At 72.2% G+C, this 12,841-nt stretch carries 14 protein-coding genes; 6 read left to right on the top strand and 8 right to left on the bottom strand.

Annotation, left to right across the window (positions count from 1 at the left end; genetic code table 11):
- Positions 1-40 precede the first annotated feature (40 nt).
- Entirely contained in the window at positions 41-406 is a 366-nt protein-coding gene (locus AB0N78_RS08095; protein ID WP_363388121.1) for a DUF1844 domain-containing protein, read from the top strand.
- Here the strand turns inward: AB0N78_RS08095 and AB0N78_RS08090 are convergent.
- Positions 387-1,616 (bottom strand): MFS transporter, encoded by a 1,230-nt coding sequence (locus tag AB0N78_RS08090; RefSeq protein ID WP_363388118.1) that lies wholly within the window; start codon positions 1,614-1,616, stop codon positions 387-389. The two genes, AB0N78_RS08095 and AB0N78_RS08090, sit on opposite strands and share 20 nt — an antisense overlap.
- Positions 1,617-1,703: 87 nt before the next feature.
- Between AB0N78_RS08090 and AB0N78_RS08085 the strand changes: the two genes are divergently transcribed.
- From AB0N78_RS08085 to AB0N78_RS08075, 3 genes are all read left to right on the top strand, one after another.
- A complete protein-coding gene (locus AB0N78_RS08085; RefSeq protein WP_363388115.1) occupies positions 1,704-2,312 on the top strand; it encodes a hypothetical protein in 609 nt (202 codons plus the stop codon).
- Positions 2,309-3,034, top strand: a complete 726-nt coding sequence (locus tag AB0N78_RS08080; RefSeq protein WP_363388112.1) for a serine protease — start codon at positions 2,309-2,311, stop codon at positions 3,032-3,034. Before AB0N78_RS08085 ends, AB0N78_RS08080 begins: the two co-directional genes overlap by 4 nt.
- A gap of 80 nt (positions 3,035-3,114) precedes the next feature.
- Complete coding sequence (locus AB0N78_RS08075; protein ID WP_363388109.1) at positions 3,115-3,729, top strand: hypothetical protein; 615 nt, start codon at positions 3,115-3,117, stop codon at positions 3,727-3,729.
- A gap of 82 nt (positions 3,730-3,811) precedes the next feature.
- Here AB0N78_RS08075 and AB0N78_RS08070 read toward each other — a convergent pair whose 3' ends face one another.
- The 6 genes from AB0N78_RS08070 to AB0N78_RS08045 form a co-directional block, all read right to left on the bottom strand.
- Positions 3,812-4,693, bottom strand: a complete 882-nt coding sequence (locus AB0N78_RS08070) for an SseB family protein (RefSeq protein WP_363388106.1) — start codon at positions 4,691-4,693, stop codon at positions 3,812-3,814.
- The gene (priA, locus tag AB0N78_RS08065; RefSeq protein ID WP_363388103.1) at positions 4,690-5,433 is read right to left on the bottom strand and encodes a bifunctional 1-(5-phosphoribosyl)-5-((5-phosphoribosylamino)methylideneamino)imidazole-4-carboxamide isomerase/phosphoribosylanthranilate isomerase PriA; all 744 of its coding nucleotides are present in this window, start codon (positions 5,431-5,433) and stop codon (positions 4,690-4,692) included. Before priA ends, AB0N78_RS08070 begins: the two co-directional genes overlap by 4 nt.
- Positions 5,434-5,465: 32 nt before the next feature.
- Positions 5,466-6,110 (bottom strand): imidazole glycerol phosphate synthase subunit HisH, encoded by a 645-nt coding sequence (gene hisH / locus AB0N78_RS08060; protein ID WP_363388100.1) that lies wholly within the window; start codon positions 6,108-6,110, stop codon positions 5,466-5,468.
- Positions 6,111-6,180: 70 nt separating this feature from the next.
- The gene (locus AB0N78_RS08055; RefSeq protein WP_363388097.1) at positions 6,181-6,762 is read right to left on the bottom strand and encodes a hypothetical protein; all 582 of its coding nucleotides are present in this window, start codon (positions 6,760-6,762) and stop codon (positions 6,181-6,183) included.
- Positions 6,759-7,361: an imidazoleglycerol-phosphate dehydratase HisB gene (hisB, locus tag AB0N78_RS08050; RefSeq protein ID WP_363388094.1), complete on the bottom strand. Its 603-nt coding sequence runs from the start codon at positions 7,359-7,361 to the stop codon at positions 6,759-6,761. The genes AB0N78_RS08055 and hisB overlap by 4 nt, the downstream gene beginning before the upstream one ends.
- Positions 7,358-8,494, bottom strand: a complete 1,137-nt coding sequence (locus AB0N78_RS08045; RefSeq protein ID WP_363388091.1) for a histidinol-phosphate transaminase — start codon at positions 8,492-8,494, stop codon at positions 7,358-7,360. The genes hisB and AB0N78_RS08045 overlap by 4 nt, the downstream gene beginning before the upstream one ends.
- A gap of 165 nt (positions 8,495-8,659) precedes the next feature.
- On the opposite strand from AB0N78_RS08045, the gene AB0N78_RS08040 reads away from it, so the two are divergent.
- The gene (locus tag AB0N78_RS08040) at positions 8,660-10,825 is read left to right on the top strand and encodes a RecQ family ATP-dependent DNA helicase (RefSeq protein ID WP_363388088.1); all 2,166 of its coding nucleotides are present in this window, start codon (positions 8,660-8,662) and stop codon (positions 10,823-10,825) included.
- Positions 10,826-11,004: 179 nt separating this feature from the next.
- On the opposite strand, the gene hisD is transcribed toward AB0N78_RS08040, so the two are convergent.
- Positions 11,005-12,318 carry a histidinol dehydrogenase gene (gene hisD / locus AB0N78_RS08035; protein WP_363388085.1) on the bottom strand — a complete coding sequence of 438 codons (1,314 nt, stop codon included), beginning with the start codon at positions 12,316-12,318 and terminating at the stop codon, positions 11,005-11,007.
- 110 nt (positions 12,319-12,428) lie between these two features.
- On the opposite strand from hisD, the gene AB0N78_RS08030 reads away from it, so the two are divergent.
- Positions 12,429-12,647, top strand: a complete 219-nt coding sequence (locus tag AB0N78_RS08030; protein WP_363388082.1) for an RNA-binding S4 domain-containing protein — start codon at positions 12,429-12,431, stop codon at positions 12,645-12,647.
- The last annotated feature ends 194 nt before the right edge of the window (positions 12,648-12,841 follow it).

The raw sequence follows: 12,841 nt of genomic DNA, 5'->3' as shown, positions 1-12,841 counted from the left end.
CATCGCGGGGGCGGGCGGTTCGTCGTTCAGCCGTGTGAGGATGCACCCCATGACCGAGACCCCGGATGCCACCGCCGCCGTCCGTGACATCGCCGATGTCGCCGCCGTCGAGGTGATCACCACCGCCGCCGTGCACCTGATGAGCGCCGCCGCCGTGAAGTGCGGCCTGTCCCCGGACACCGACCAGGTGACCGGGGCCGAGCTGATGGACCTGGACGAGGCACGCAAGCTGATCACCGCGCTGGCCGCCCTGGTCACCGCCTCCGCGCCGGACATCGGCAACCAGCACGCGCGCTCGCTCCGGGACGGGCTGCGGTCGCTTCAGTTGGCCTTCCGTGAGGCCTCCCCGTTCCCGGATGCGCCCGGTGAGGGCCCCGGGGAGAAGTTCACCGGCGCGGTGAGCTGAGTCCGCGCCGCCGCAGCGCCGTCATCGCCAGCAACCCGAATCCGGCGAGCACCACACCCGCCCCACCGGCGAAGGCGAAGCCGGCCTGTGCGCCGAGCGCATCGATCACCGCGCCGCAGACCGGGGCACCCACCGCACCACCCAGAGTGTTCGCGGTGCCGCTCCAGCCCATCACCTCGCCGCGCCGGTGCTCGGGGACCATCCGCACCAGCGAGGCGTTGATCGAGGACAGCGTCGCCGCGCACGGAATGCCGGAGATCACGATGGCCACCGCGAGCTGTCCTGGCGTCTGGGCGAGGGCCGCCGGAATCGTGCACAGCCCGAAGACCGCCACCAGCGTCAACGGGTGCAGTTCCAGCGGACTGGCTCCGTAGACGAGTCCGCCCACCGCCGAGCCGAGGCACCACAGCGCCACCACCCATCCCACCGATCCCGGCTGCCCCCAGTCCTCCAGGGCCGCGACGATGCTGACATCGGTGCCGTTCAGCAGGACCGCGGCCACGGAGGCGGAGGCCAGGATCACCACCAGTCCGGGGCTGAGCCAGCTGCGGCCCGCGGTCCCGGGGACCGGCGCATCGGCACTGACCTCGGTGGTGGGCACCGCGATCCCCCGGCGACGGGCGAGCTCCACCGAGGTGGTCGGCGGGTTCGCCCAGAACAGCGCCACCCCGGACAGCACGGTGCTCGCCCCGATCACCGTCAACGCGGTCGTGGTCGACAGGGAGGTCGCCAGGAACGCCGCCAGCACCGGCCCGACCATGAAGGTGACCTCGGTGCACACCGAGTCGAAGGCGAAGGCCGTGCGCTGTTGGTCCTGCGGCACCAGCACCGACAACGACTGGCGCACCACGGAGAACACCGGCACCAGGAACACCCCGGCCACCACCGCGGCGACGATCAACCACACGTAGTCGAGCCGTGGGGCGATCACCCAGACCACCGAGGAGACCAGCACCGACGGGATCACCGCGCGCCGCAGACCGATCCGGTCCACCCGCCGTCCACGCCAGGGCGCACCGATCGCCATACCCACCGTCATCGCCGCGGCGACCACCCCCGCCTGCGCATACCCACGGCCCAGACCGAGCACCACGTGCAGGGTCAGGGTCACCCCGGTCATGGCGTGCGGGATGCGTGCCACGAAGGCGATCAGAGTGAGGGGCAGAACACCGGGCAGCCGCAGCATGCGGCCATAGGAACCGAGGGACACGAGAGGTCATTCTCCCCGGTTGTCAGGCTGCTCCGGACCAGCCGCATTCCGCTGGGGGTCGAGAGGGCCGCCCCGTACGCTGGGCCGATGACCACCACCGGAGCCGCGGAGCCCTCGGGCCCGCACGCATCCGATCCTGGACACCTTGCTCCGAGCGTGACTCCCAGCCACCGTCGGCCCCGGGCGCTCACCGCGGCGCTGATCGTCCTGCTGGTCGCCGTGTCCGCGCTGGCCGCCTACCTCTGGGTGCGTGGCGACCGGTGGGCCGACTATGCCGAGCATGTGGAGTCCGACGCCCGAACCATCGGTGGGGACCTCGCGCAGTTGCGCACCGACCACGCCGGCACGGTGGCCGAGTTGCAGACCGTCCAGGAGCAGCTGACCGCCTCCCAGCAGCGGGTCACCGAGCTGGCAGCGGAGAAGGCCGAGGTCGGTGACGACCGGGAGGCCCAACGCCAACTGGTCGACTACCAGGAGCGGATCTCCGCGGCGGCCGGGACGGTGGCGACCTCACTGAACGAGTGCATCACCCGTCAGCAGGAGCTGCTCGGTTACCTGGACAACCCTGAGGCCTACGACCCGGCCGATGTCACCCGGTTCCGCGGTGAGGTCGACGCCCTGTGCGCCAGTGCCTCGGCCGCCAACACCTCCCTGCAGCAGGAGCTGGCCAGGGGCACCACCGGGACCGGCGGATGAGGCGACCGGCCCACGCCCTGCTGATGCTCGGGGTGCTCATCTTGTCCGGCTGTGCCTCCTTCACGCTGCCCGGCGATCCGCCCGCCGACCTGGTGCCCTCCACGGTCCCGGTCCCGACCCCCTCGTCGAGCGGAAACCTGTCCCCGGACGGATTCGACGCGGCGCAGCGGATGTCGGTGCGAATCCGGAATGTCGGCTGTGGCTCGGTCAGCACCGGGTCAGGTTTCGCGATCGATGAGCACACGCTGATCACCAACCGGCATGTGGTGGCCGACTCCGCCGAGTTGCAGCTGTCGACCTACGACGGGCGGGATGTCACCGTCGCCACCTCCGCCTCGGCGGCGCTGGCTGACCTCGCCCTGGTCCGCACCGACGACGCCCTGCCGTCGGCCACCCGGCTCGGCGACAGTGACCCAGCACCGGGCGATCCGATCACGGTGGTGGGCTACCCGGAGGGCGGGCAGCTCACGGTGACCAGCGGTCGGGTGATCGGCACCACCCCCGACCCGCTGCACAGCAACCTCGGCGAGGTGCTGCTGACCGACGCCCAGGTCGAGCCTGGCTCCTCCGGCTCGGCGGTGCTGGACAGCTCCGGCGCGGTGGTCGGGGTGGTCTACGCCAAGAACCAGGCGGGACAGAGCTTCGTGGTGCCGGTCAGCACGCTGCGCGGCATCCTCGCCGACGACGCCGCGCTGATCCCGGCCGTCGGCTGCACCAGCTGAGCTGCGATCGCTCTGGTCTTCCGGGGCCACCGCATGCGACCGTGAGGGCTTCCCGCATCGACCCCGCCTGGAGGCATCCCATGAGCGACCACGACACCGCCCCGACCGATGACGACATCGACCTGTCTGCGCTGACGTCCGCCGCCAGCGATACGTTCTCGGTCCGACGGGTGTTCGGACCCGCCTACGAGGAGGACGGCGCGGTGATCATCCCGGTGGCGGTGGTCACCGGGGCACACGGACGGGCCGGAGCCGGTGGGCGTGGGCGGGTCAGCGACGGGCACCCGGGCTGTCATCACCATCACGCGGGTGCATCCGACGACGCGGGCGAGGCGGTCGGTGAGGAGTCCCCGCACACGTCAACCGGCGACCTCGCCCAGGGTGGCGCGCAGGCCCGGGACACCACTGAGGGCCGGGCACGGTCCGGCAAGCCGTGGGGCCACGGCCGTGGGAGTCGCTCCGATCACGGTCACCGAGGCGGACAGGCGCGTGGTCACGGTCAGGCCGGGGCCGGTGGCTTCGGCACTCACACCCGCCCGGTCGGGGTGTACGTGATCCGCGATGGCGAGGTGTCATGGCAGCCCGCCTTCGACCTGAACCGGGTGATCCTGGGTGGACAGATCGTCGGCGCGCTGATCGGGACCGCGCTGGCGATCACCCTGCCGCTCGCCTGGGCGCTGCGCCGCCGGGGGTGAAGCCACGCGGCGCAGTCCGGCCGGGTGAGGCTGAGCAGGGGTGAGCGGGCTCCGGGCGTGGTGCCGCGCCCAGGCCGTGAGGTCAGCGCAGCCGGACCTGCACCGAGTCGACCCGCCGGGTGACCGTCTCGCTCCCGGCGAGCGCCGCACCGACCGCTCGCAGCAGGGCATCGACGGTGCCCCGGTCCAGACCCGGGGTCAGGGATAACTCCACGGCGACCTCGGCGCGCTCCCCCGGCGCGACGTCGACGGACCGCACCGCGGGCTCTGCGGGGGCGGGGCCTCCCCTCTCCCCGGCCAACCCCCGGTCGGAGGTTCCCCGTGCCGAGCGCTGCCACCACCGGCGTCGCGGATGAGCGTCGTCCGCGGCTGCGGGTGGCACCTGGGCCGATCCCTCGTCGCCCACGACCACGACGGCGCTGATCGCGGCCCGCACCGCGGCATGCACCTGCGGGTCCACTGCCCGCTCGTCGCCGGTGCCGGATACGGCAGGAGACCAGTCGACCTGCTGTGCGAGCGCCCAGACCGCGGGCCGTGGCACCAACACGGTCACCGGGCCGCCCGGGTCCAGGACCAGCAGCTCCCAGCCCTCCTCGACCGCGGACAGTGCGGCCCGCGCGATCTCGCTCGGCACCGGACGCGCGTCGTGCCGCCACGCGGCCATCGACTGCACCGAGCTGAACACCGGCAGTGCGGTGCGGCCATCCGGTGCCTGCAACGCCACGATGCCGGCCGATGCCTGGCGGTCCACGGTGTGGGCGCGCCCGGCGACGTCGACGGTCTCGGTGGCCTCCGCCTCGGCCAGCACCGGCACGAGCACCCGGGTACCGGCCAACGCCGTCACCACCGCCGCCACATCCGCCTCGCCCGCCGCATGAGCGGTCAACACCCGCACCAGTGCCGGATCGGCCGTGCCGTCGTCGCCGGCGAAGGCAGATGTCGGCGGCAGCTCCCGCCCGGTCACGGACGGCCCGCGACGTCCAGCGCCTCCGGCAGGGTGAAGGCCCCGGCGTACAGCGCCTTGCCGACGATGGCACCCTCGACACCCTCACCCACCAGTTCCCGCAGCACCCGCAGGTCCTCCAGGGATGAGATGCCACCCGAGGCCACCACGGGCGCATCCGTCCGATGGCAGACCTCACGCAACAGCTCGACGTTCGGGCCGCGCAGGGTGCCGTCCTTGGTGACGTCGGTGACCACATAGCGGGCGCAGCCCGCCTGGTCGAGGCGGGTCAGCACCTCCCAGAGGTCACCGCCCTCACGCGTCCAGCCCCGGGCAGCGAGCGTGGTGCCACGCACATCCAGCCCCACTGCGATGGCCTCGCCGTGCCGGGCGATAGCGGCGGCGGTCCACTCCGGGTCCTCCAGCGCTGCGGTGCCGAGGTTGACCCGTGCCGCGCCGGTGCCGAGCGCGCGTTCCAGGGACTCGTCGTCCCGAATCCCACCGGACAGTTCCACCCGCACGCCACGACCGGTCAGATCCGCGGTCACCTCGGCCAGCAGCGGGGCGTTCGACCCGCGACCGAAGGCAGCATCCAGGTCGACCAAGTGGATCCACTCCGCACCGCCGGCCTGCCAGTCCAACGCGGCGGACAGCGGATCGCCGTAAGAGGTCTCCGATCCGGCCTCGCCCTGGACCAGGCGCACGGCCTGCCCGTCGGCGACGTCGACGGCGGGGAGCAGCTGCAGGCGGTCGGTGGTCATGGAACTCCTCGGGACGGGGTGTGGAACAACGATCAGGACAGGGACGTGACCCAGTTGCGCAGCAACTCGGCCCCGGCGTCCCCGGACTTCTCCGGGTGGAACTGGGTGGCGGACAGGGGGCCGTTCTCCACCGCTGCCACGAACCGGCCACCGTGGTCGGCCCAGGTCACCAGCGGCGGGGCGAATCGGTCGGGGTCGGCGGTCTGTGCCAGCGGGAAGGACCGGGCGGCATAGGAGTGCACGAAGTAGAAGCGCTGGTCCTCGATCCCAGCGAACAGGCGTGACCCTTCTGGGGCGTCAACGGTCGCCCAGCCCATGTGCGGCACCACCTCGGCCTCAAGGCGGTCGACCAGACCGGGCCATTCGCCGAGTCCCGCGGTCAGGGTGCCGTGCTCGTCGCCCTCGGCGAACATCACCTGCATCCCGACGCAGATACCCAGCACCGGGCGCCCCCCGGCCAGCCGACGGTCGATAATCTGGTCGCCGCGCACCCCGCGCAGACCGTCCATGACCGCGGCGAAGGCACCAACCCCGGGCACGACGAGACCCTGCGCCTCGGCAGCCCGGGCCGGGTCGTGGGTCAGCTCGACGGCAGCACCCACCCGCTCCAGGGCGCGCACCGCGGAGCGGACGTTTCCGAATCCGTAGTCCAGGACGACGACATCAGGCTGTGACACGTGGACCAGGCTATCGGTCACCGCCCACGCACCGGACTGCGTCCCGAGGAACGAACGGGTCGGTGCAGGGTCAGGACTGACCGCGCTTGCGCCGACCGGCGGACAGGGCACGCATCGCGGTCCAGCGCGACATCCCGACACTGGTCACCGTGCCGGGCACCTGGTCGGGTGTGCGTGAGCCGAGGATCAGCTCTTCCAGCTCGGTGGGGGCACCGGACAGCACCAGCCCGGCGGCCAGATCGTCCTCGTGTTCGCCACCGTTCCAGCGACTCGCCGCGATCCGACCCCCGCGACGGTCCAGCAGCAGCACCGGCGCCATCGGCAGGAGCCGGGACAGCGCAGCAGCCGCGGCGGTGGCGGCCTGGGCATCCGGAGCCGACCGCAGCACCGCGAGCGCACCCACCGGCGAGGGCACCGCGTCCACCTCCAGCCCGGCCAACAAGCAGGCCGCGGCCAGCGGCTTGGCCTCCGCCACCTGGGTCACCACCAGGGTGATCGTCGGCTCGTCCGGGGTAGCGGTGTCCAGGCCGGACAGGTCGTCCGGGATGTCCTGCGGGGTGGTGTCGTCCAGCCCGGAGAGGTCATCGGGGATGGTGATGCCCCGGTCGTCGTCACCCAGGTCGTCCGCCGGATTCGGGTGCTGGTCGTTCACAGTGCGCCCTTCGTGCTCGGGATGCCGTCCACCCGCGGATCGAGGGCGACGGCGGCGCGCAGCGCACGGGCGAGCGCCTTGAACTGCGCCTCCACGATGTGGTGCGGGTCGCGCCCGGCCAGCACCCGCATGTGGACGGTGAACGCGGCGTGGTGGGCGATGGACTCCAACACGTGCCGGGTCAGCGCACCGGTGAAGTGTCCGCCGATCAGGTGATATTCCTGCCCGGCGGGCTCGCCGGAGTGCACGAGGTACGGCCGTCCGGAGACGTCCACCACGGCCTGGGCCAACGCCTCGTCCAGCGGCACGGTCGCGTCGCCGTACCGGGAGATGCCGTGCTTGTCGCCGAGTGCCTCGCGCAGGGCCTCGCCCAGGCAGATCGCCACGTCCTCCACGGTGTGGTGGGCGTCGATGTGGGTGTCACCGGTGGCCCGGACGGTCAGGTCGATCAGCGAGTGCTTGCCCAGGGCGGTCAGCATGTGGTCGTAGAACGGCACCGTGGTGCTGATCTCGGTCCGGCCGGTGCCGTCGAGATCGACCTCCACCACGACGCTGGACTCGCTGGTCGTCCGCTCGATCCGTGCGGTCCGTGCGCTCACTTCCCCACCACCTCGGTCAGCGCGGCCTTGAATGCCGCGGTCTCCTGCGGGGTGCCAACTGACACCCGCAACCATCCGTCGGGGCCGACCTCCCGGATCAGCACCCCCCGGTCCAGCAGCCCCTGCCAGACCGCATGCCGGTCCGGGAAGGTCCCGAACAGCACGAAGTTCGCATCCGAGTCCGCCACCCGGTGCCCCTGCGCCCGCAGCCAGTCGACCAGGGCATCGCGTTCGGCGCGCAACGACCCGACCTGGGCCATCAGCTCCTCGGAGTGCCGCAGCGCTGCCCGGGCAGTGGCCTGGGTGACCGCGGACAGGTGATACGGCAGCCGGACGATGCGCAGGGCGTCGACCAGCTCGCGGCTCGCGGCCAGATACCCGATCCGCGCGCCCGCCAGACCGAAGGCCTTCGACATGGTGCGGCTGACCGCCAGCTGCGGGTACTCCGCCAGCAGGGTGAGCGCCGAGGGCACTCCATCGCGCCGGAACTCGCCATAGGCCTCGTCGACGACGACCACACAACCACCGGACACCTGCGCCGCGGCGTCCAGCACCTCACGCACGGTGTCCAACGCGAGGGCGGTCCCCGTCGGGTTGTTCGGACTGGTCAACAGCACCACGGACGGCTGCTCCCGCGCCAGGAGCGCCCGGGCCTCGGCCGGGTCGATATCAAAGTCCTCGGTGCGGCGACCGGCCACCCACCGGGTGTGGGTGTCCCGGGCGTACTCCGGGTACATCGAATAGGTCGGTGCGAAGGACACCGCTGTGCGGCCGGGTCCGCCGAAGGCCTGCAACAGGTGCAGCATGACCTCGTTGGAGCCGTTCGCGGCCCAGATCTGTTCGGCGGGCAACCGCACCCCGGACTCCACCGCCAGGTAGTCGGCGAGCTCGCCACGCAGCGCCAGGAACTCCCGGTCCGGGTAGCGGTTGAGGCCGTGGGCCGCCCGCGCCACCGACTCCGCGATCTCCCGCACCACGGCGTCGGAGGGCGGGTAGGGGTTCTCGTTCACATTCAGCAGCACCGGCACGTCAAGCTGCGGGGCACCGTAGGGGGCCTCGCCGGCGAGTTCGGGGCGCACCGGCAGCACCGTGCTGGTGGGCACTGTGGTCACGGGGTCGGGTGCAGCGGTCACCGGGCGATGGTATCCACGCCGCGGCGTCGGCCTCCGCCGTCGTCCACAGGCCGACCGGTTGCGGGGGCCGTCAGCTGTCCACAGCGTGCAGGTGCCGGTGGTGGCCCCCAGGCGTGGCACCCGGGACCGGGGCGATGTCGGCTGCGGCACCTAGGCTTCCCGGCCATGAGCACCACACCCGTCCAGGTCGACTCCCCCGACGCGTTGCGCACCGAGGCTGAGGCGGTGCTGCGTCGACTGGTCGGCCGACCGGACGCGGTACTGCGGGACGACCAGTGGCGGGCCATCGATGCCCTGGTGCGCGATCACCGCCGCGCCCTGGTGGTGCAGCGCACCGGGTGGGGCAAGTCCGCGGTGTACTTCGTGGCGACGGCGCTGCTCCGGGCGCGCGGTGCGGGGCCGACCGTGCTGGTGTCGCCCCTGTTGGCGCTGATGCGCAATCAGGTCGCCTCCGCCGCGAGCGCCGGTGTCCGCGCAGCCACCCTGAACTCCGCGAACGTCACCGAGTGGGACCAGGTGCATGCGGCGGTCGCCGCGGGTGAGGTCGACGTGCTGCTGGTCAGCCCCGAGCGCTTGAACAACCCGACATTCCGGGACGAGGTGTTGCCCGCGCTGGCCGCCGATGCCGGGCTGGTGGTCGTCGACGAGGCACACTGCATCTCCGACTGGGGGCACGACTTCCGACCGGACTACCGGCGACTGCGCACCCTGCTGGCCGAGCTGCCCGCCGGGATCCCCGTGCTGGCGACCACCGCCACCGCCAACGGGCGAGTCACCGCGGACATTGCCGAGCAGCTCGGCATCGGCCGTGACCAGGACGTCCTGGTGCTCCGCGGCCCCCTGGACAGGGCCAGCCTCGATCTGTCGGTGGTGCGACTGCCCGACACCGCCGCCCAGTTGGCCTGGCTCACCGCGAACCTGCCCGCGATGCCCGGTTCCGGAATCGTCTACTGCCTGACCATCGCCGCCGCCGGACAGGTCGCCGAGCATCTGCGCGCCACCGGGGTGGATGTGCGGGTGTACACCGGGCAGACCGACCCGGCCGAACGGGAGGCCGCGGAGGCTGATCTGCTGGACAACCGGGTCAAGGCGCTGGTCGCGACCTCCGCGCTCGGGATGGGCTTCGACAAACCGGACCTGGGATTCGTCGTCCACGTGGGCGCTCCGTCCTCCCCGATCAGCTACTACCAGCAGGTGGGCCGCGCCGGTCGTGCCGCGGAGGCAGTGGGCGGCAGCGCAGCCGCCGTGCTGCTGCCCGGTCGGGAGGACCGCGCGATCTGGGAGTGGTTCGCCGACACCGCTTTCCCGCCGGAGTCGGAGGTGTACGCCGCCCTCGACGCCCTGTCCGGAGCGGACACCCTGTCCACCACCGCATTGGAGACCCGGGTCAGTCTGCGCCGCGGACGGCTGGAACAGATGCTCAAGGTGCTCGATGTGGACGGTGCCGTGCGGCGGGTCAAGGGCGGGTGGCAGGCCACCGGCGCACCGTGGCAGTACGACGCCGAGCGCTACGCCCGGGTCACCGCGACCCGCCGGGCCGAGCAACAGTCGATGCTGGACTACATCGCCACCGAGGGCTGCCGGATGACGCATCTGCGCCAGGCACTGGACGACCCCGATCTGGCCTCGGACACCGACTGGCGCTGTGGCCGCTGCGATCGCTGCACCGGGCGCACGACTGGCAATGCACCCGACGATGAGCAGATTGCCGCTGCGCAGGCCCAACTCCGAGCTGCCGGTGTCACCGTAGAGCCCCGCCGGCAATGGCCCGCCGGGATGGCCAGCCTGGGCATCGAGCTGTCCGGACGGATCGCGGCGGAGGACCGTGCCGAACCCGGACGGGCGGTCGCTCGGCTGGACTCGGTGGGGTGGGGTGGGCTGCTGCGGGACCTGTTCGCGCCCGCCGCCACCATCCCCGAGACCCTGCCCCCGGCGCTGCGTGGGCCGGCGCTGGCCACCCTCGACGCATGGGAGTGGGCGACCCCACCGGCCGGTGTAGTGCTGATCGAGTCCACGACCCGCTCCGCGCTGGTCCGGCATCTGGCCGAGGGCGTCGCCCGACATCTCGGGCTGCCCGTGGTCGGCAGCATCGCGCCCGCCCCGGGAACCGAGCCCGGACGCCATGACGTGAACTCGGCGCACCGCCTGGCCGCCGTGGTGCGGCGGTTGCAGCTGGAGCTGTCCCCCGCGGCAGCCGCCGGGTTGCCCGGGCGCGCCGTGCTGCTGGTCGACGACCGGATGGACAGCGGCTGGACCCTCACCGTCGCGGCACGCTTGCTGCGTCAGGCCGGGGCCGCTGCCGTGCTGCCCTTCGTGCTCGGCGTGGGCTGACCCTGCCGGACAGGATCGACCCGCGACGCGCTGCACAGCGCGCGGTTCAGTCACGGCTCACGGCTCACGGCTCACGGCTCACGGCTCACGGCTCACGGCTCACGGCTCACGGCTCACGGCTCACGGCTCACGGCTCACGGCTCACGGCCATGATCCCCGGCCCCAGGGCGTGGTAGCGCTCAGAACCGCGCGGTCACGGCCTCGCCGTGCGCAGGCAGCCCTTCGGCCTCGGCCAGCGCGACGATCTTCCCGGACACCGCACGCAGCGCATCCGCGTCGTACTCGATGACCTGCACCGCCCGCACAAAGGAGTGCACCCCCAGCCCGGAAGAGAAGTGCGCGCACCCCCCGGTCGGCAACACGTGGTTCGACCCGGCGATGTAGTCGCCCAGGGACACCGGCGAATACGGCCCGACAAAGATCGCCCCCGCGCTGGTCACCCGCTCGGCCACTGCCGCGGCGTCCGCGGTCTGGATCTCCAGGTGTTCGGCCCCGTAGGCGTTCACCACCGACAGCCCGGCTTCGATGTCATCGACCAGCACAATCGCCGACTGCCGACCACCGAGGGCCTGCGCCACTCGTTGGGCATGCTGGGTGACCTGCACCCGGTCGACCAGCTTGGCCTGCACGGCCATCGCCAGCTCCACCGACGGAGTCACCAGAACCGACGCGGCCAGCGGGTCGTGCTCGGCCTGCGAGACCAGATCTGCCGCCACGTGCACCGGGTCGGCGGTGCCGTCGGCGAGGATCGCGATCTCCGTCGGACCGGCCTCCGCGTCGATGCCGACCACACCGCGCACCAGCCGCTTGGCAGCGGCGACATAGACGTTGCCCGGGCCGGTGATCACATCTACCGGCTCACAGAGCACGCTGCCATCCGACTCGTCGGCGCCATAGGCCAGCAGTCCCACCGCCTGGGCACCACCGACTGCGTACACCTCGTCAATGCCGAGCAGGGCACAGCTGGCCAGCACCACCGGGTCGGGCAGCCCACCGTTGTCCTTCTGCGGAGGGGAGGCCACCGCCAAGGCCCCGACACCCGCCTCCTGCGCGGCGACAACGTTCATGATCACTGACGACGGATACACCGCCAGGCCACCGGGCACGTACAACCCGACCCGACGCACCGGGATCCAGCGCTGACGCACCTGGGCACCGGGCGCGACCTGCACCGTGAAGTCGGCGGGGCGCTGGGCGGCGTGCACGGTCCGCACCCGGCGGATCGTCTCCTCCAGCGCGGATCGGACCTCCGGGTCGAGCACGCTGACCGCCTCGGCGATGGCCGCCGCCGGCACCCGCAGGTGCTCGGGCCGGACACCATCGAAGCGCTCGGCCAGCTCGCGCAGAGCATCGGCCCCACGATGGCGCACGTCGGCGAGGATCGGAGCCACCGCCTCGGTGGCGGCCTCCACATCCACCTCGGGACGGGGCAGCTCATCGAGGAGCTCACGACGGGTCAGGGTGCGACCGCGCAGGTCGATCCGGGAGATCACCCGGCCGATTCTAGGCGCTGCCGCTGCCGGTGGCCCGGGACGTCCGCCGTGCGGTCACCGGGCGACGCAAGGACCAAGGAGCTGCTGAGACCACCTGGCAGGATGTCCCCGTGGACACCGTGCCGATCTCCGATGACGTCATCCGCCTGGGCCAGTTCCTCAAGTTGGCGAACCTGGCCGAGTCGGGTGCCGATGCCCGCACCCTGATCGAGAACGGCGACGTCCAGGTCAACGGTGAGGTGGAGCAGCGCCGCGGCCGTCAGCTGCACCGCGGCGACCGGGTCGAGGTCGACTCCCCCGCCGGTTCGCTCGCCGCCGAGGTCGGCTGACCGCACGACACAGGCGCGGCCACCGGCTCACGCTCGCGAGTTCGTGGGTTCGGCACCCAGACACGCACCCCCGCTGCCGACTTCGGGACGGGAGCAACGAACTCGGCACCAGAACGCCACAGCTCGGCTCTACCACGTGGCTCGGCATCAGAACGCCCTCGCTCGGCAGGCTCGGCACCAGGACGCCTGGCCCG

It is taken from the genome of Cellulomonas sp. NPDC089187, from assembly GCF_040685135.1.
Lineage (GTDB): Bacteria > Actinomycetota > Actinomycetes > Actinomycetales > Cellulomonadaceae > Cellulomonas.
The sequence above is the reverse complement of the archived record's forward strand: the minus strand, read 5'-3'. Positions and strand labels throughout refer to the sequence as shown.

Coding starts and splice junctions, on each gene's coding strand:
- AB0N78_RS08040 (WP_363388088.1), top strand. CDS start 8,660: ATGAGCACCACACCCGTCCAGGTCGACTCCCCCGACGCGTTGCGCACC.
- priA (WP_363388103.1), bottom strand. CDS start 5,433: ATGACCACCGACCGCCTGCAGCTGCTCCCCGCCGTCGACGTCGCCGAC.
- AB0N78_RS08075 (WP_363388109.1), top strand. CDS start 3,115: ATGAGCGACCACGACACCGCCCCGACCGATGACGACATCGACCTGTCT.
- AB0N78_RS08080 (WP_363388112.1), top strand. CDS start 2,309: ATGAGGCGACCGGCCCACGCCCTGCTGATGCTCGGGGTGCTCATCTTG.
- AB0N78_RS08095 (WP_363388121.1), top strand. CDS start 41: ATGCACCCCATGACCGAGACCCCGGATGCCACCGCCGCCGTCCGTGAC.
- AB0N78_RS08085 (WP_363388115.1), top strand. CDS start 1,704: ATGACCACCACCGGAGCCGCGGAGCCCTCGGGCCCGCACGCATCCGAT.